This is a genomic window from Burkholderia sp. MSMB1588 (genome assembly GCF_001546925.1).
GTDB classification, from domain to species: domain Bacteria; phylum Pseudomonadota; class Gammaproteobacteria; order Burkholderiales; family Burkholderiaceae; genus Burkholderia; species Burkholderia humptydooensis.
In genome coordinates, this window is record NZ_LNJS01000001.1 from 1,350,785 (window position 1) to 1,367,560 (window position 16,776).

At 68.6% G+C, this 16,776-nt stretch carries 15 protein-coding genes; 8 read left to right on the forward strand and 7 right to left on the reverse strand.

What is annotated here, in order from left to right:
- Positions 1-128: 128 nt before the first annotated feature.
- Positions 129-2,201: an ATP-binding protein gene (locus WS92_RS18065; RefSeq protein ID WP_059929372.1), complete on the forward strand. Its 2,073-nt coding sequence runs from the start codon at positions 129-131 to the stop codon at positions 2,199-2,201.
- Positions 2,202-2,834, forward strand: coding sequence for a response regulator (locus WS92_RS18070; protein WP_009912761.1), 633 nt, complete (start codon positions 2,202-2,204; stop codon positions 2,832-2,834). It begins immediately after the preceding gene.
- A 43-nt stretch (positions 2,835-2,877) separates the two neighbouring features.
- On the opposite strand, the gene fabV is transcribed toward WS92_RS18070, so the two are convergent.
- Together fabV and WS92_RS18080 are read right to left on the reverse strand one after the other, a co-directional pair.
- The gene (fabV, locus tag WS92_RS18075; RefSeq protein WP_059929370.1) at positions 2,878-4,071 is read right to left on the reverse strand and encodes an enoyl-ACP reductase FabV; all 1,194 of its coding nucleotides are present in this window, start codon (positions 4,069-4,071) and stop codon (positions 2,878-2,880) included.
- A gap of 173 nt (positions 4,072-4,244) precedes the next feature.
- Entirely contained in the window at positions 4,245-5,828 is a 1,584-nt protein-coding gene (locus WS92_RS18080) for an acid phosphatase (protein WP_059929368.1), read from the reverse strand.
- 232 nt (positions 5,829-6,060) lie between these two features.
- On the opposite strand from WS92_RS18080, the gene WS92_RS18085 reads away from it, so the two are divergent.
- Positions 6,061-7,422 (forward strand): cytochrome-c peroxidase, encoded by a 1,362-nt coding sequence (locus WS92_RS18085; RefSeq protein ID WP_061083872.1) that lies wholly within the window; start codon positions 6,061-6,063, stop codon positions 7,420-7,422.
- Between the two features lie 42 nt (positions 7,423-7,464).
- Here WS92_RS18085 and WS92_RS18090 read toward each other — a convergent pair whose 3' ends face one another.
- On the reverse strand, positions 7,465-8,250 hold the full coding sequence (locus tag WS92_RS18090; protein WP_231755874.1) for a M15 family metallopeptidase: 786 nt from the start codon (positions 8,248-8,250) through the stop codon (positions 7,465-7,467).
- On the opposite strand from WS92_RS18090, the gene WS92_RS36680 reads away from it, so the two are divergent.
- Positions 8,152-8,358: a hypothetical protein gene (locus WS92_RS36680; protein ID WP_242425366.1), complete on the forward strand. Its 207-nt coding sequence runs from the start codon at positions 8,152-8,154 to the stop codon at positions 8,356-8,358. The genes WS92_RS18090 and WS92_RS36680 overlap by 99 nt on opposite strands.
- Here the strand turns inward: WS92_RS36680 and WS92_RS37215 are convergent.
- A complete protein-coding gene (locus tag WS92_RS37215) occupies positions 8,322-8,501 on the reverse strand; it encodes a hypothetical protein (RefSeq protein WP_009912748.1) in 180 nt (59 codons plus the stop codon). The two genes, WS92_RS36680 and WS92_RS37215, sit on opposite strands and share 37 nt — an antisense overlap.
- Here WS92_RS37215 and WS92_RS18095 point away from each other — a divergent pair.
- The 3 genes from WS92_RS18095 (at position 8,427) to WS92_RS18105 (ending at position 11,615) form a co-directional block, all read left to right on the forward strand.
- Positions 8,427-10,526 (forward strand): glycoside hydrolase family 3 protein, encoded by a 2,100-nt coding sequence (locus WS92_RS18095; RefSeq protein ID WP_059929361.1) that lies wholly within the window; start codon positions 8,427-8,429, stop codon positions 10,524-10,526. The genes WS92_RS37215 and WS92_RS18095 overlap by 75 nt on opposite strands.
- A 201-nt stretch (positions 10,527-10,727) precedes the next feature.
- Positions 10,728-11,114 carry an RT0821/Lpp0805 family surface protein gene (locus WS92_RS18100; protein ID WP_015601236.1) on the forward strand — a complete coding sequence of 129 codons (387 nt, stop codon included), beginning with the start codon at positions 10,728-10,730 and terminating at the stop codon, positions 11,112-11,114.
- A gap of 18 nt (positions 11,115-11,132) precedes the next feature.
- Positions 11,133-11,615: an NUDIX hydrolase gene (locus WS92_RS18105; RefSeq protein WP_059929359.1), complete on the forward strand. Its 483-nt coding sequence runs from the start codon at positions 11,133-11,135 to the stop codon at positions 11,613-11,615.
- Positions 11,616-11,648: 33 nt separating this feature from the next.
- Here WS92_RS18105 and WS92_RS18110 read toward each other — a convergent pair whose 3' ends face one another.
- Entirely contained in the window at positions 11,649-13,358 is a 1,710-nt protein-coding gene (locus WS92_RS18110) for a glutamine--tRNA ligase/YqeY domain fusion protein (protein ID WP_059929356.1), read from the reverse strand.
- 247 nt (positions 13,359-13,605) lie between these two features.
- Here WS92_RS18110 and WS92_RS18115 point away from each other — a divergent pair, with 247 nt between their 5' ends.
- A complete protein-coding gene (locus WS92_RS18115; protein ID WP_006026448.1) occupies positions 13,606-13,848 on the forward strand; it encodes a hypothetical protein in 243 nt (80 codons plus the stop codon).
- A 324-nt stretch (positions 13,849-14,172) separates the two neighbouring features.
- On the opposite strand, the gene WS92_RS18120 is transcribed toward WS92_RS18115, so the two are convergent.
- Together WS92_RS18120 and WS92_RS18125 are read right to left on the reverse strand one after the other, a co-directional pair.
- Entirely contained in the window at positions 14,173-14,979 is an 807-nt protein-coding gene (locus tag WS92_RS18120) for a hypothetical protein (RefSeq protein WP_006026449.1), read from the reverse strand.
- A gap of 193 nt (positions 14,980-15,172) precedes the next feature.
- The gene (locus WS92_RS18125) at positions 15,173-16,393 is read right to left on the reverse strand and encodes a CaiB/BaiF CoA transferase family protein (RefSeq protein ID WP_059929353.1); all 1,221 of its coding nucleotides are present in this window, start codon (positions 16,391-16,393) and stop codon (positions 15,173-15,175) included.
- Between the last annotated feature and the right edge of the window lie 383 nt (positions 16,394-16,776).

Here is a 16,776-nt window from a genome sequence, read left to right on the forward strand (position 1 = left end):
GAAAGCGCACGTGCGATGGGATAAACGACCGTACCCATAAATGGAACGTCGCGAGAAAAGGATGTGCGAGTTTTTTCCGGCAACGGAAGAGATGCGTATTCTGGCGAGGTTCCATATGGGATGAGGGTATGAAAAGCGACGGCTTTTGCGGAGGCAAATTCTGTCGACGCATACTGGTGTGCATCTCCGCTGCGGCGCTCGCGTTCCTGACGCTGCCGCAGGTCGCCAATCGAATGCAGGAGAGCATGCTGATCGCGACCGAGCCCTGCAAGTGGACGCATGTGCACCCGTTGCTGTGGGGCAGCCACGTGCTCGTCGCGCTGTTGAGCTACGGATGGGCGCATCGCGATCTGAAGCGGCTGCAGGCGGCGCTCAGAGCGAGCCGGGGCTCGCTCGCGACCGCGAGCCATGAGTTGCGCGCGCCCGTGAACGGCATGCTCGCGCTCGTCGAGCTGGTGAAAGAGGGGCTGCTCGCGCCGGAGCAGCAGCGGCTGCTGAGTCTCGTGCAGGACTCGGGGCAGTCGCTCGCGCGCGTGCTGAACGACATTCTCGATCACGCGAGCATCGAGGCGGGGCAATTCGCGATCGAGAAGACGCGCGTCGACGTGCGCGAGCTTGTCGACAGCGTGAGCGCGATGCTCGCGGTGCACGCGCATCGCAAGGGTTTGCGGATCCGGCTGCACGTCGATGCCAACGTGCCGGCCGCGGTGCTGACGGACGGCAATCGGCTGCGGCAGATTCTCGTCAACCTGATCGGCAACGGCATCAAGTACACGGAGCACGGCAGCGTGTCGGTGCGCGTGCGCGCGGCGGACGACGTCGACGGTTCGGTCGAGATCGTCGCGACGGTCGTCGACACGGGGATCGGCATTGCCGCCGACGAGTTGACGCGACTCTTCACGCCGTTTGTGCGCGCGGCGCGCGGCGCGCGGCGCACGGAATCGGGAACGGGGCTCGGGCTTGCGATCGCGCGCAAGCTCGCGCGATTGCTGGGAGGGGACGTGACGTTGACGAGTGATGAAGGCAGGGGAACGACGGCGACCGCGCGCATCCGCTGCGCGGTCGCGGCGCGCGGCTACGCGCCTGATGCGCTTGCGGGGCGGGTCGTGTCGATCGACGTCGGCGACGCCGCGCTCGCGGCGACGCTTGCCGCCTACGCGCGCACGGCGGGCGTGCGGGTGGCCGCGCGCGGCGCGGCCCACGTCGATGCGGTGCTGTGCGACGACGCGCGCGTCGATGCGTCGCGGCCGCAGGTCGGCTGGGTCGGCGTGACCGATGTGCCGGAGCCCGCGGGCTGGACCGACGACGGCTCGCACGTGCGCCTGAGCGGCAATCCGCTCGGCTGGCGCGCGTTCGTCGACAGCCTGCGCGCCGCGCTCGATGCGCGCGACGCGACGTGCGCGCGCGCGGCGGCGGAGGGCAAGTCGCGCGCGTATCGCGTGCTCGTCGTCGACGATCAGGAGATGAACCGCATCGTGCTGCGCTATCAGCTCGATGCGCTCGGCCACCGCGCGCGCTTCAGCGCGAGCGGCGACGAAGCGTTGCGCGCGCTCGAGACGGGCGCGTTCGACGTCGTGCTCACCGACTGTCGGATGCCGGGCATGGACGGCGTCGCGCTGACGGCGGCGATCCGCGCGCATCCGGATGCGCGCGTGCGCGCGACGCCCGTCGTCGGCGTGACGGCGCTCGTGTCGGATGCCGAATGCGCGCGCTGCGTCGCGGCCGGCATGACGTTCTGCATCGGCAAGCCGACGACGCTCGATGCGCTCGAGCGCGTGCTCGTCGATGCGATCGAGCCCGCGCCCGCGCTACGCTTCGATCCGTCGCGCATCGACGCGGCGCGCCTGCTCGCGGGCTTCGGCGCGTCGTCCGAGCACGGCGGGGCGCGCGACGCGATCCTGGGCGCGTGCCGCCGCGCGCTCGAGCGCGACCGGGACACGCTGATGCGCGATCTGCGCGACGGCCTCTCCGCTCGCGAGCTGCGCACGTGGTGTCACACGGCGCGCGGCACGTACAGCCTGTTCGGGCAGGCGCACGTCGATGCGTTGCTCGACGAATTCCACCATCTGCTGACGGCGGGCGACGCGCGCGCGATTCGCGGCGCAGTCCGGGAAATCCTCGCGATGGTGAATCATTTGCTGCGTTGCGTTGCGCATCCGGCGCAATCGCGCGATCGCGGCGATCCAAAAGGAGGAAGGTAAATGAGCGTTCAAGTGTTGATCGCGGACGACCATCCGCTCGTGCTGTTGGGCGTGCGTCACATGCTGGCTGGCATGGGCGACGTGTCGATCGTCGGCGAGGCGCATGATCCGGCGGGGCTGCTCGCGTTGCTCGCGACCACGCCGTGCGACATCGTCATCACCGATTTCGCGATGCCCGACCAGCGGGCCGCCGACGGCCTCGCGATGCTGACCGCGATCCGCGACGGCCATCCTTCGGTGCGCGTGATCGTGCTGACGATGCTCGACAATCCGGTGTTGATGCACACGATGCGCCAGGCGGGCGCGCTCGCGGTGCTGAGCAAGCGCGGCGACCTCGACGAACTGCCGCGCGCGGTCGGCGCGGTGTGCCAGGGCCGGCCGTTCGTCGGCACGCACGCGGGCGCGGCGAGCGGGCTCGCGATGCGCGCGACGGATGCGCCGCCGCAACTGAGCCCGCGCGAGATCGAGGTCGTGCGGCTGTGCGCGACCGGGATGACGATGACCGACATCGCGAACCGCTATGGCCGCAGCATCAAGACGGTCAGCACGCACAAGCACAACGCGATGGGCAAGCTCGGGCTGAAATCCGACGTCGATCTGTTCATGTACGCGACGGAGAACGGGCTCGTGTGACGCGCATCGGCGGGGCGCGTGCGGCGGCCGCACGATTCGCGAATCAGTCGATCAGATTCGGAATCTGTACGTTCGGATCGACGTGCTCATCGTAATCGACGCCGTCGATCTCGAAGCCGAACAGGCGCAGGAATTCGGTCTTGTAGCCCGCGAAATCGGTCAGCGCATACAAGTTGTCGTCCGTCACCTGGTCCCACAGCTCGAGCACGCGCGCCTGCACGGCCGGATCGAGCTCGAACCGGTCCGCGCGCAGCCGGCCTTGGGCGTCGACGTGCGGCCGCGCGCCGTACAGGCTGTCGCGCAACAGGCCGTCGACCTGCTCGATGCAGCCTTCGTGCGTGCCGCGCGCCTTCATCACCTTGAAGAGCAGCGACAGATAGAGCGGCATCATCGGAATCGCGGAGCTCGCCTGCGTGACGACCGCCTTCAGCACCGATACGCGCGCATCGCCGCCGCGCGCGGCGAGCTTCTCGCGCAGCGCGAGCACGGTGCGGTCGAGGTCCTTCTTCGCTTCGCCGATCGAGCCGTTCCAGTAGATGTCGTGCGTGACCTTCTCGCCGAGGTACGTGAACGCGGTCGTCTTCGCGCCGTCGGCGAGCACGCCCGCCGCGTCGAGCGCGTCGATCCACATTTGCCAGTCCTCGCCGCCCATCACGGCGACCGTGCCCGCGATCTCGTCGGGCGTCGCTGGCGGCAGCAGCGTTTCCTTGATCGCCTCGTTGTCCGTGTCGACGCCGCGCAGCCGCACTGCGTGGCCGATCGGCTTCAACGTGGACTGAAACGTGACGCCCGTCTTCGGATGCGTCCTGCGCGGCGCGGCAACGCTGTAGACGACGAGATCGACCTGCCCGAGATCGCGCTTGATCGCGTCGATCGTCTTCTGCTTGATCGCGTCGGAGAACGCGTCGCCGTTGATGCTCGCCGCGTAGAGGCCGCGCGCGGCGGCTTCGTCGTGGAATGCCGCGCTGTTGTACCAGCCCGCCGTGCCGGGCTTCGCGTCAAGCGGCGCGCGCTCGAAGAACACGCCGAGCGTCGCTGCGCCCGCGCCGAACGCGGCCGCGATGCGCGCGGCGAGCCCATAGCCCGTCGACGCGCCGATCACGAGCACCTTCCTCGGGCCGTGCTCGAGCGGCCCACGGCGGGCGACGTACGCGATCTGCTCGCGGACGCTCGCCGCGCAGCCGGCGGGGTGGGTGGTGACGCAGATGAAGCCGCGTACGCGCGGTTTGATGATCATGGCGGTCTCGCTCTGAGTGCGGGGCGGTCAAAAAAGGCAGTGCGCATTCTAAACGAGGCGCGCGCGGGCCGTCCGTTCGCAGGGGCGGCCGGCCGGATGCTCGCGATCGATAAAAAAAGGGCGGCCGAAGCCGCCCGAAGAAGCGATGTTGCGTTCGTGAATCGGCCCGGCGCTCAGTTGCCCGTCGACAGCGTGAGTGCGTTCGTCAGGTCGCCCATCGGCTTGAAGCCGTTCGCGACGAGCGCGTCGTCGCGCTGCTTGAGGCCCGCGAGCTTCGGCAGCGAGAAGCGGCGCGTGATGAAGCGCAGGATCGACGCGGTGTCGTACTGCGTGTGGTCGACGAAGCCCTGCTTCGCGAACGGCGAGATGACGAACGCCGGAATGCGTGTGCCCGGGCCCCAGCGGTCGCCCTTCGGCGGCGCGACGTGATCCCAGAAGCCGCCGTTCTCGTCATACGTGACGATCACGACCATGTTGTTCCACTGCGGGCTCTTCTGCAGGTGCGCGATCACGTCCGCGATGTGCTGGTCGCCCGAGGCGACGTCCGTGTAGCCCGGGTGCTCGTTCAGGTTGCCCTGCGGCTTGTAGAACGTGACCTGCGGCAGCTTGCCCGCGTCGATCGCCTGGATGAGGGCGGCGCCGTTCGTGCCGGCGTCGAGCAGGTGCTGCGCGCGGTTCGCGCTGCCGGGCGCCTGGTTCGCGTAGTAGTTGAACGGCTGGTGGTGCGGCTGGAAGTTCGGCGATGTCATGTTCGGGCCGTAGATCACGCCCGACGTGCCGCTTTGCGCGGCCTGCAGCGCCGCGCCCCACGCGCCGCCGTACCATGCCCACGAGACGCCCGCGCTCGTCAGCAGATCGCCGACGTTCTGCTGCGTCTGCGGCGGCAGCGTCGACGGGTTCGACGGATCGGCGAGGTTCGGATCGCCGCCCGCCGCCGCCGCGTTGCCGCTCGGCTGGTACGGCGGCTGCATCGTGTTGACCGCGTAGAAATCCGGCGTGAGGCCGCCCGACTTCACGAACTTCGGCGGGCCCGACAGCGCGGATGCAGGCGAGTTCGACGCGGTCGTGAGCGTCACGCCGTCCGGATTGACGACCGAGATCTGGCTTGCCGCCGGGCTCTTGTCGGCGTTCGGATAGATCGGCGCGCACGCGCAGATCAGGTACTGGTGGTTCAGGAACGAGCCGCCGAACGCGCCCATGAAGAAGTTGTCGGCGAGCGTGTATTGCTGTGCGAGCTTCCAGAGCGGCAGCTTCGACGGATCGGCGGTGTAGTGGCCCATCACGAGGCCGCCCGCATCCGACCAGGCGGCGTACCGGTCGTTCTTGCCGCCGTCGATCTGCATCTGGTTTTCGTAGAAACGGTGAACGAGGTCGCGCGTCGTCACGCTCATCGGCGTGTTGAAGCCGTTCGGATCGTCGATCGCGAAGGGCGCGTTCGGCAGGTTCGCCGTCATCGCCTCCGTCACCGCGGGCGTCACGCCAGCCGCGGTCAGGCCGGACCAGATCTTCGGCAGCGTCGCAAGCGGCGTGCCGTCGCGGTCGACCTGCTTCGCGCTCGCGGCCGTCACGTTCTGCAGGCCGTTCGCGCCCGGGAAGTTGCCATACAGGTTGTCGAAGCTGCGGTTTTCCGCGTAGATCACGACGACGTTCTTGACTGCCGACAGGCCGGGCGACGTGACGTCGTCCCCGCCGCACGCGGTGAGGCCGATCGCGGCCGCGAGCGCGATCGGCGTCACGCGAATCCAATGCTTGTTCATCCGTTATCTCTCTTGTCGCACGAGGTATGTGGGTATCGAGGGGCCGGCCGATTGCGTCGCGCGAAGTGACGCGTCGTGTGAATGTCCATTGACAGCCGGTTGCGCGGATTGTGTAAGGAACGTTTGACAGCAACATGTTGTAACGCTTTCGTTAAGCTGTCGGTCATCCGTCATCGAACTGTCATGCGTGTGACATACGCTCGCGCCTTTCTCACTCGACACCGCCGGATCGATGATGCGCCGCCCGCTGCGACACGCTTTCCCGAATCGTTCGACTTTCTTCATGCCGCGCGCGCTTGGCGCAACTGCTGCCGCGATCGCGCTCGCGGCGGGCGTCGCCGCCTGCGACGCGAACGGGCCGGCCGCGACGTCCGCGTCCGCCGCCGCGCCTGCCGCGCAGTCGAGCGCGCCCGCCGTCGTCGACAATCAGCCGCAGACGCGCGCGCAGGTATACGAGGCGGTGAAGCAGATGACGGCGCTCGGCCGGCAACTGTTCTTCGATCCGTCGCTGTCGGGCAGCGGCAAGCTCGCGTGCGCGTCGTGCCACAGCCCGCAGCACGCGTTCGGGCCGCCGAACGCGCTGCCCGCGCAATTCGGCGGCGACGATCTGCGCCAGCAGGGCTTTCGCGCGGTGCCGACGCTCAAGTACCTGCAGAAGGTGCCTGCGTTCAGCGAGCACTATCACGAATCGGACGACGAGGGCGACGAGAGCGTCGACGCCGGCCCGACGGGCGGCCTCACGTGGGACGGCCGCGTCGACGGCGGCGCGGAGCAGGCGCGCACGCCGCTCACGTCGCCGTTCGAGATGAACGGCACGCCCGCGAAGGTTGCGCGCGCGGTGCGGGCCGCGCCATACGCCGGCGCGTTTCGCGCGGCGTTCGGCGCGCGCGTGCTCGACGACGATCGCGCGACGTTCGAGGCGGTGTTGCAGGCGCTCGGCACGTTCGAGCAGAGGCCCGACGTGTTCTATCCGTACACGAGCAAGTACGACGCGTATCTGGCGGGCCGCGCGCAACTGACGAGCGCCGAGCTGCACGGGCTGCAGGTCTTCAACGACGAGAGGAAGGGCAACTGCGCGAGCTGCCACGTGAGCCGGCGCGGGCTCGACGGCACGCCGCCGCAGTTCAGCGATTTCGGCCTCATCGCGATCGGCGTGCCGCGCAACCGCGAGCTCGCGGTGAACCGGAATCCGAATTTCCACGACCTCGGCGCATGCGGGCCCGAGCGTCAGGACCTGAAGGGGCGCGACGAGTTCTGCGGGCTGTTCCGCACGCCGACGCTGCGCAACGTCGCGCTGAAGAAGACGTTCTTCCACAACGGCATCTATCACTCGCTCGACGACGTGCTGCGCTTCTACGCCGAGCGCGATACGCATCCGGAGAAGTTCTATCCGGTGAAGCACGGCGTCGTCCAGAAGTTCGACGACTTGCCGAAGCGCTACTGGAAGAACCTGAACGACGAGCCGCCGTTCGACCGCAAGCGCGGCGATCCGCCCGCGATGACCGATGCGGAGATCAAGGACGTGATCGCGTTCCTCGGCACGCTCACCGACGGCTACGATCCGCGCGCGAAACCGGCGAGCGGCAATCGCTGAAGACGCCCGCGCGCACGGACGGCCCGGCGCGGCCGCCGCGCGTCATTCGCGCAGCGCGTCGGCAACGCACGCGGCGCGTGCCGCCGCGTGGCTCGCACGCCGCGTGCGCGCGACGCAGTCCGCATACGACGCGACATATCGCTCGAACATCCGGCGCGCATCGTCGGTCGACGCGTCGACCATTCGCGCGACGAGCGCGCGCGAGCCCACTTCGAAGTGCTGATAGTCGATCGGATCGTCCCAATAGCCGCCCCAGCGCAGGAAGCCGTTGTCCGCGAACACGTCGACGACGCGCTCCGCCATGCCCGGGCGCGCCGGCTTGCCCGGCCGCTCGTCGAGCCGGTTCATCGACGCCTTCGCGGCCGTCGCGGGCAGCACGCGCGCGGTGCCGTCGCTGTCGAACGATACGTACGGGTTCTGCACGGGATTGATGTCGATCGCGACGCCGTACGCATGCATCGACCATTCGCTGCTGCCCGTCTTGCGCCGCGAATTGAACGCCGATGTGTTGTCGTCGCGCATCGACGCATCGTCGTCGCCGCGATAGCGCTCGATCGGCACCGCCTTGCTCAACGGAAAACGCATTCGGCATAGCGTGCCGAAAATCGTCTGCACGCGCTCGGCGAGCGCATCGAGCACGACGATTTCACCTTTTTGAATCCGGCCGTCGAAATTCACGTAATCGAACGACACGTTTCTCAATCGCTCGCATTGAACCGGCGAATCGTCGTGGATGACGGATTCGGCATGCATATTCGCGCATTGCTCGGCCGTGATTCGATTGATTTCCGCCTGCGCATTCGATGCGCCGAAAATCGAGAGCAGCATGAAAAGCCCCGTGCTATGCTGCGCGCACTGCCGAATCGGCGCGAATGTTCGCGGCAGAAGTCGCATATCGGTCACTCGTTTGGCGAATTCGATGAATTGGCATTCTGAGTGAATGAATGCGCGTGAAGTTCCGGAGTGCCGATGAACCGAAAGCCGATCGGGACGCCGGATGACGAATGAAACGACGTGAATGCCGCGGGAATGCGCGCGGCAAGGATTCGGTGAAGATGCGCAAGAGAAGCTTGGTTCATTTCCCCGTCGCGCTGGCGGTGACGGCGGTGCTCGGCGCGTGCTCGGGCGACGACGACGCGACGATCGAGTCACGCGCGGACGCGATCGTCGAGCGGATGACGACCCGGCAGAAGGTCGGCCAGAAGCTGATGATGGCGTTCCGCTACTGGTGCCCGGACGGACAGCCGGCCTGCACGGCCGGCATGACCGAATTTCCCGACGCCGCGCGCGACGCGCTGCGCGAGAACGGCATCGGTGGCGTGATCCTGTTCTCGAACAACCTGACGGGCATCGAGCAGACGCGCCGGCTGATCGACGGCATCCGGGCCGCGCCCGCGGCCGATAGTCCGCTCGGCCTCCTGATCGGCATCGATGAGGAGGGCGGCAACGTGTTCCGCCTGCCGCGCGCCGAGGCGACCGCGTTCGCCGGCAACATGGCGCTCGGCGCGGCGTACGAGGCGACGAAGGACGACCGGCTCGCATACGACATGGGCCGCGTGCTCGCGGCGGAGATCGCGGCGGTCGGCTTCAACGTGAATTTCGCGCCGGACGTCGACGTCAACAGCAATCCGCTCAATCCGGTCATCAACGTGCGCGCGTTCGGCGACGACCCGGCGACGATCGGCCTGCTCGGCCGGCGCATGGCGCAGGGGATGAAGAGCGAGCGCGTGATCGGCACGTTCAAGCATTTTCCGGGGCACGGCGATACGGACACCGATTCGCACTACGGATTGCCCGTCGTGATCAAGTCGCGCGCCGACGCCTACGCGATCGATCTCGCGCCGTACCGGCAGGCGATCGAATCGGGCGAGGCGCCGGACGTGATCATGACCGCGCACATCCAGTATCCGTCGCTCGACGACACGCGCGTCGCGACGCGCACGGGCGAGCAGATGATCGCGCCCGCGACGATGTCGCGGCGCATCCAGCACGACATCCTGCGCGGCGAGTTCGGCTACCGGGGCGTGACGATCACCGACGCGCTAGACATGAAGGGCATCGCCGATTTCTTCGACGAGGACGACGCGGTCGTCAAGGTGTTCCAGGCGGACGTGGACATTGCGCTGATGCCCGTCGAATTCCGCACGGCGGCCGACGCCGGCCGGCTGACGGCGCTCGTCGATCGCGTCGCGGCGGCCGTCGATTCGGGCCGCATCGACCGCGCCGAATTCGACCGCTCGGTGCGCCGGATCGTGCTGACGAAGCTGCGCCACGGCATCGTTGCGGCCGACCACGGCCGGCCGGCCGACGAACTGGCGTCGATCGGCGGGCCCGCGCACCGCGCGGTCGAGCGCGACATCGCGCGCAAGTCGATCACGGTGCTGCGCAACGAGCGCGGCACGCTGCCGCTCAAGGCGGCCGGCCGGCGGATCTTCATCCTGACGCCGTGGGGCGAGCAGGCGGAGGCGATGCGGCGGCGCTTCGTCGAGCTCGGCCATTCGCTCGTCACGGGTGCGAAGCTGGGCGAGATCGCATGGCCCGAGCAGCAGCAGGCGATCGATGCGGCCGACATCGTGATCGTCGGCACGCTGTCGACGGGCGTCACGCCCGTCGAGCACAACGGAGACCCGAACGCGCGCGTGAGCCCGCCCGCGCCGTCGGCCGCGCTGATGCGGCAGGCCGCGCCCGCGAACGGCGAGGAGGAAGGCTCGGTGATCTTCGACCACGTCGAGCGTGCGGACGCGGCGACGGACGTCCGCGCGCGCCGAAGCGCGCTCGCCGCGGCCGCGGCGCCGAGCGAGGCGCAGCAGATGCGCGACGCGATGGACTACGCGAAGGCGCGGCGCAAGACCGTGATTCACGTGACGATGCGCGCGCCGTATGACGCGATCAGCTACGACGACGTGGCGGACGCGACGCTCGCGACGTATGCGTACTACGGCTACGAAGGGGGATGGCGCGGCCCGTCGCTGCCCGCGGCCGTCGACGCGATGCTGGGCGTCGAGCGGCCGGTCGGCAGGCTGCCGGTCGCGATCCACGCGCTGAACGCGGACGGATCGACGGGGCCGCTGCGCTATCCGCGCGGCTTCGGGCTGCAATACTGACGCCGAGCGCCGCCGGCGCGACCGATCGCCGCGCCTCGTCTGCCGGCGCGTCGCGATTTCGTCGCCGAAGTCCGCGAGACACGCCGTACCGTTGCACGATCGGTTTCAAATACCGTTCGTTGCAGTTATCCTTGAGTGCTCTCCCGGCGCGTGATCGAAGCCGTGCGCCGGGACATTCGATCGCTTCCAAAGGAGGACAACATGACGATGCGAGCTCGTGTCTCGATCCTGTCGCGCGCGCTGGCGGGCGCCGCATGTGCGGCCGCGGCGCTTGCCGCGCATGCGCAGAACAACCTGAGCTTCCTGAACGACACGCCGATCAGCTATTTCAGCAAGGCGGACACCGCGTCGCTCGCGAAGGCCGTGCAGAAGGTTCGCGACGAGGGCAAGGATGGCGAGACCGTCGACTGGGTCAACGACGGCCGCGGCACGAAGCTCGCGGCGAAGCTCACGCCGACCACGACCGAGCAGGAAGGCCGCACGTGCCGCGAGGTCAGGACCGAGGTCGAGGCGAAGGGGCAGTCGATGACGCTGCGGCCGCTCTATTGCAAGACCGCGGCCGGCAAATGGCAACTGCAGAAGCGCTGACGCGGGCGTGACGCGCGGATGAGCGCGATGAAGCCGCACGGCCGCACTCGCGCGCGCACGGTGTCGTGCGGCGTCGTGCTGCTCGATTCCGCTGGCCGCGTGCTGCTCGCGCACGCGACCGACACGACGCACTGGGACATCCCGAAAGGGCAGGGCGAGCCGGGCGAGACCGCGCGGCAGGCGGCGCTGCGCGAGCTCGTCGAGGAGACGGGCATCGTGCTCGATCCCGCCCGGCTCGTCGATCTGGGCCTCTTCGCCTATCGGCACGACAAGGACCTGCACCTGTTCGCCGCGCGCGCCGCCGCCGGCGAGACGGATCTGTCGCGCTGCACGTGCACGTCGATGTTCCCGAGCCGGCGGGACGGCACGATGATTCCCGAAATGGACGCGTTCCGCTGGACGGAGCCCGCCGACGTCGACGCGTATGCGAGCCGCAGCCTCGCGCGGCTCTTCGGCACGACGCTGTCGCTCGCGGAACTGCACCGGACGCTGCCGGGCTGAATGCGGCGATGCGCGATGGCGCGCCCGCGGCGGTCAGGCCGGCTTGCCCCAGCTATCGCGCAGGCCGACGATCCGGTTGAACACCGGCTGGCCGGGCTTCGAGTCGACGCGATCGGCGACGAAGTAGCCGTGCCGCTCGAACTGATAGCGCGCTTCCGGCAGCGCGTCGCGCGCGCCCGGCTCGAGATAGGCGTGGACGATCTTCTTCGAATCCGGATTCAGCGCGTCGAGGAAGTCGCGGCCGCCCGCGTCCGGATGCGGCTCCTTGAACAGGCGATCGTAGATCCGCACTTCGGCCGGGCACGCGTGGGCCGCGCTCACCCAGTGGATGTTGCCCTTCACCTTGTAGTTGTTCGCGCCGTCGGTGCCCGACTTGCTGTCCGGGTAGTAGTTGCAGTGGACGGCGATCACGTTGCCGTGCTCGTCCTTGTCGGCGCCCGTGCATTCGATCACGTAGCCGTAGCGCAGCCGCACCTTGTTGCCCGGGAACAGCCGGAAATAGCCCTTCGGCGGGTTCTCGTTGAAATCCTCGCGCTCGATCCACAGCTCGCGCGAGATCGGGAACGTGCGCTGGCCGCGCTCCGGATGGTGCGGGTGCACGGGCGCCGTGCATTCCTCGGTCTGGCCTTCCGGATAGTTGTCGATGACGAGCTTGAGCGGATCGAGCACGGCGACCGTGCGCGGCGCCTTGTCGTCGAGGTCGTCGCGCAGCGCGCCTTCGAACACGCTCATGTCGATCCACGAATCGACCTTCGTCACGCCGATCCGCTCGCAGAAGAGCTGGATGCTCTCCGGCGTGAAGCCGCGGCGGCGCACGCCGACGATCGTCGGCATCCGCGGATCGTCCCAGCCGTCGACGTGGCCTTCCGTCACGAGCTGCAGCAATTTGCGCTTGCTCGTGATCGCATAGGTGAGGTTCAGGCGCGAGAATTCGATTTGCTGCGGCAGCGGCCGCGCGAACACGCCGGCGTCGGCGAGCTCGTTGAGCACCCAGTCGTAGAGCGGGCGGTGATCCTCGAATTCGAGCGTGCACAGCGAATGCGTGATGCCCTCGAGCGCGTCCGAGATGCAGTGCGTGTAGTCGTACATCGGGTACACGCACCACTTGTCGCCCGTCCGGTAGTGATGCGCGTAGCGGATCCGGTAGATCACCGGGTCGCGCATGTTCATGTTCGGCGAGCTCATGTCGATCTTCGCACGCAGCACGTGCTCGCCTTCGCCGAACTCGCCCGCCTTCATCCGGCGGAACAGGTCGAGGCTTTCGTCGGGCGCGCGGTCGCGGAACGGCGACGGCGTGCCCGGCTCGGTCAGCGAGCCGCGGTTCGTGCGCATCTCGTCGGCGCTCTGGCTGTCGACGTATGCGTTGCCGCGCTCGATCAGCAGCTCGGCGAATTCATAGAGCTTGTCGTAGTAGTCGCTCGCGAAATACTGATGGGCGACGCCGTCCTTCTGCCAGTCGAAGCCGAGCCAGCGCACCGCGTCGACGATCGAGTTCGCGTACTCGACGCTTTCCTTTTCCGGGTTCGTGTCGTCGAAGCGCAGGTGGCACACGCCGCCGTAGGCGCGCGCGACGCCGAAGTTCAGGCAGATGCTCTTCGCATGGCCGATGTGCAGATAGCCGTTCGGCTCGGGCGGAAAGCGCGTTTCGACACGGCCGCTCCATTTGCCCGTGCGGTTGTCGTCGTCGATGATGTTGCGGATGAAATTGGATGGCGCGGTGGCGTCGTTGCGATCGGTGCTCATGCGGAACAGGAAAGAAAAGGGGAGGGGGCGCGTGCCGCGCCGCCCGAATTCGTCAATTCTACCTGACGGACGACCGTCCTGAGGAGCGCCGCCCCTTGCGGCGGGCGGTGCGGCGCGTTTTTCCGGCATTTGTGCGGCATGTGTTGCCGCTGTAACGGGAGGTAAATCGCCTTGCCGGCCCGATTGCGCTTTTTTAAGATGCGCTCACCCGGATTCTTGCCCGGATTTCATGCCGCCGCGCCGTGCCATGCGCGGCAACGCTCTCGAAGACTGCATCATGATGATGAAGAAGACCCGCTTTCTCGTTCGCACCACCGTCATCGCCGTCGCGCTCGCCAGCCTCAGCGCGTGCGCGATGACCCATACGCAGCGCAACGCCGGCATCGGCGCGGCGGCGGGCGGCGCGCTCGGCTACCTGATCACGGGCGGGCCGATCGGCACGGTCGCGGGTGCGGCGGCAGGCGGCCTCGTCGGCGCCGGCGTGCGCTGAAGCGGCGCGTCGGTTGCGTTTTCGCCACTCCGCCGCTTCACTGCTTCGCCGTTCGCTGCGTCCTTTGCGAACCTGACTCGTCATTCCGTCCGCTACGGCCGGGCAGCGGGGCGCGCCACAGGCGCGCCCCGTTTCGTTTTACGGCAGGGCGTGTTCGTCTGGCCGCCTGCTTCGCGGCGGGGCGCTCGCCGTCGCGTCGGCGTCCTCGCGAGCCGGGTTTCAGGACGTTGCGTTTTGGGCGCATGACGGTCCTGAGTGCGTTCGAGCGTCTTGATGCCTTGACTCCCTTGGTGTCCCCCGCGCGTTCGGGCGAGCGCTGAAGAATCAGCCGTTCGGGTAGGCCGCCGCGATCAGGTTCGCGCGCAGTGTCGCGAGCTGCGCATACATGTCGTGGACGAGGTAGAGGTCGCGGCGGCGCGTCCAGGCCTGGCCGGACTGCGGATCGTACAGCGTCGGCAGCGGGACTTCCGCGGCCGCGGCCGCCTTCATGCCGCGCGCCCGCGAGGTCTGGATGCAGCGCTTCGCATGATCGCGGTGGCCGACGACCGCGACGTTGCCCATCGCCGCGCCGCTTCCTTCCAGCGCGACGATCGCGGCGGCGACGCCGTCGGTGCTCAGGTACGTGATCGAGCCGTTCGCGGCGACGACGGGCTCGATCGAGCGGACGTCGGCCATCTGATACTTCGACGCGAGAAAGCGCGCGATTTCCCACTGCGCGTAGACCTTGACGGGCTTCAACTGGCGAATCCGGTAGACCGCATCCGCGAGCGCCTCGTTGACGGGGCCGGGGTCGGGCAGCGCGGTCTGGTTCGTGCCGTTCGTCGGCGTGTTGCCGCTCGCCGCGTTCGCGCGGTTGCCGAAGCTGTATGCGACGATGCGGTCGATCTGCGCGGCGGCGATCGTTGGCAGATCCCACGTGAAGCCGACGTCCATCAGGTACGGCTCGACGGCGGCGGCGGTCGACGCGTCGTTCAGCTCGGCCGTCAGCTTGCCGACCATCTGGCGCGCGAGCTCGGCATCGCCGATCGCGGGCTCGGCGATGCTGTCGTTGCACGCGGTGAGGACTGCGCTGACGAGCGGCAGCGTCGCGGCGGCGGATGTGGACAGCAGGAACTTGCGACGTGACGGCATGCACAACCTCGGCGGAAAAAGCGGGAAAGCCCACTTTGTACCGTTTGGTGATGACAGCGCGATGTCGTCGCGCGTTCGCGCGACAGGCAGCGGATCGCCGGATCGGCGAAGAGGGCGCCGCGGGGCGCCGCGACAACCTCGGCACGGCAAGCGGACGTGCGGCCGAACGCAGCCGCGCGCCCGCTTGTCGCGTTCAGACGACGCGCTTGTCCCTGAGCGCCGCGATCGCCGCGTCGCCGTAGCCGAGCATGTCGCGCAGCACCGCTTCCGTATGCTCGCCGAGCAGCGGCGGCGCGCTGCGCGCATCGGGCGGCGTCTCGCTCATCCGGATCGGGTTGCGCACGAGCTTCACGGTCGCCCCGCTCGGATGCGGCAGCTCGACCTGCATGCCGCGCGCGCGCACCTGCTCGTCGTCGAACACTTCGGCGAGATCGTTGATCGGCCCGCACGGCACGCCGAGCGCCTCGAGCGCGTCGAGCCACTCGCGCTTCGTGCGTGTCTTCGTCATCTCGGCGATGATCGGCACGAGCGTGTCGCGGTGGCGCACGCGCGCCGGATTCGTCGCGAAGCGCGCATCGTCGGCGAGCGCCGCCCGCCCGCCCGCCTCGACGAACTTGCGGAACTGGCCGTCGTTGCCGACCGCGACGATGATCCAGCCGTCGCTCGTCTCGAACGTCTGGTACGGCACGATGTTCGGATGCGCGTTGCCCCAGCGCACGGGCGGCTTGCCGCTCGCGAGGAAGTTCGTGTTCATGTTCGCGAGGAGCGCGACCTGCACGTCGAGGAGCGCCATGTCGATGTGCTGGCCTTCGCCCGTGCGGTCGCGGTGCGCGAGCGCGGCGAGGATCGCGATCGTCGAGTAGAGGCCCGTCGCGAGATCGGCGATCGCGACGCCCGCCTTCTGCGGGCCGCCGCCCGGCAGGCCGTCGCGCTCGCCCGTGATGCTCATGAAGCCGCCCATCCCCTGGATGATGAAGTCGTAGCCGGCGCGGTGCGCATACGGGCCCGTCTGGCCGAAGCCCGTCACCGAGCAGTAGACGAGGCCGGGCTTCGCGGCCGCGAGCGACGCATAGTCGAGCCCGTATTTCGCGAGCTGGCCGACCTTGTAGTTCTCGAGCACGACGTCGCATTGCGCGGCGAGCTCGCGAACGATCCGCTGGCCCTCGGGCGTCGCGATGTCGACCGTCACCGAGCGCTTGTTGCGGTTCGCGGCGAGGTAGTACGCGGCCTCGCGGGTGTCGGCGCCGTCCGGCGTCTTCAGGTAGGGCGGGCCCCAGTGCCGGGTGTCGTCGCCGAGCTCCGGGCGCTCGACCTTGATCACGTCGGCGCCGAGATCGGCAAGCGTCTGCGCGCACCACGGGCCCGCGAGCACGCGGCTCAGGTCCAGGACGCGGATATGGCTGAGGGCTCCCATCTTCGATCAGTCTCCTCTGTTGGCTGCGCTGTCGGCCGGCCTGCGCCCGCGGGCGTCGCGCCGGGCATGGCGCGATCGCGCGGGGCGAGGCCCGGTTGTGTCTCCCGCCGCATCTTAAAGCGATTCGTGCGCGGCTGTCGCGCGAGCGGGGCGGCGCAGGCGCGGCGGCGGTTCGACGCAGGCGCGCGGATCGCGGCGCGATCCGCGCGAATTGATCGGATCGGGCGGAACCTGCGCGGCGCGACGACGTGAGCGCGACGTGCTCCGACGAAATGCCGGCGAGACGTTTCGCGGAAGTCTCGCTGAACCGCCGCCCGGCCCGTCGCCCCGGGCGGGCCGCCGTCCGCCCGGGACGCCCGCCGGCCGCGACGGCGGATCTATCC

Bases quoted from the DNA above. Each gene is read 5' to 3' on its own strand.
- WS92_RS18065 (WP_059929372.1), top strand. From the start codon at position 129: ATGAAAAGCGACGGCTTTTGCGGAGGCAAATTCTGTCGACGCATACTG.
- WS92_RS18070 (WP_009912761.1), top strand. From the start codon at position 2,202: ATGAGCGTTCAAGTGTTGATCGCGGACGACCATCCGCTCGTGCTGTTG.
- fabV (WP_059929370.1), bottom strand. From the start codon at position 4,071: ATGATCATCAAACCGCGCGTACGCGGCTTCATCTGCGTCACCACCCAC.
- WS92_RS18080 (WP_059929368.1), bottom strand. From the start codon at position 5,828: ATGAACAAGCATTGGATTCGCGTGACGCCGATCGCGCTCGCGGCCGCG.
- WS92_RS18085 (WP_061083872.1), top strand. From the start codon at position 6,061: ATGATGCGCCGCCCGCTGCGACACGCTTTCCCGAATCGTTCGACTTTC.
- WS92_RS18090 (WP_231755874.1), bottom strand. From the start codon at position 8,250: ATGCTGCTCTCGATTTTCGGCGCATCGAATGCGCAGGCGGAAATCAAT.
- WS92_RS18095 (WP_059929361.1), top strand. From the start codon at position 8,427: ATGAAACGACGTGAATGCCGCGGGAATGCGCGCGGCAAGGATTCGGTG.
- WS92_RS37215 (WP_009912748.1), bottom strand. From the start codon at position 8,501: ATGAACCAAGCTTCTCTTGCGCATCTTCACCGAATCCTTGCCGCGCGC.
- WS92_RS18100 (WP_015601236.1), top strand. From the start codon at position 10,728: ATGACGATGCGAGCTCGTGTCTCGATCCTGTCGCGCGCGCTGGCGGGC.
- WS92_RS18105 (WP_059929359.1), top strand. From the start codon at position 11,133: ATGAGCGCGATGAAGCCGCACGGCCGCACTCGCGCGCGCACGGTGTCG.
- WS92_RS18110 (WP_059929356.1), bottom strand. From the start codon at position 13,358: ATGAGCACCGATCGCAACGACGCCACCGCGCCATCCAATTTCATCCGC.
- WS92_RS18115 (WP_006026448.1), top strand. From the start codon at position 13,606: ATGCGCGGCAACGCTCTCGAAGACTGCATCATGATGATGAAGAAGACC.
- WS92_RS18120 (WP_006026449.1), bottom strand. From the start codon at position 14,979: ATGCCGTCACGTCGCAAGTTCCTGCTGTCCACATCCGCCGCCGCGACG.
- WS92_RS18125 (WP_059929353.1), bottom strand. From the start codon at position 16,393: ATGGGAGCCCTCAGCCATATCCGCGTCCTGGACCTGAGCCGCGTGCTC.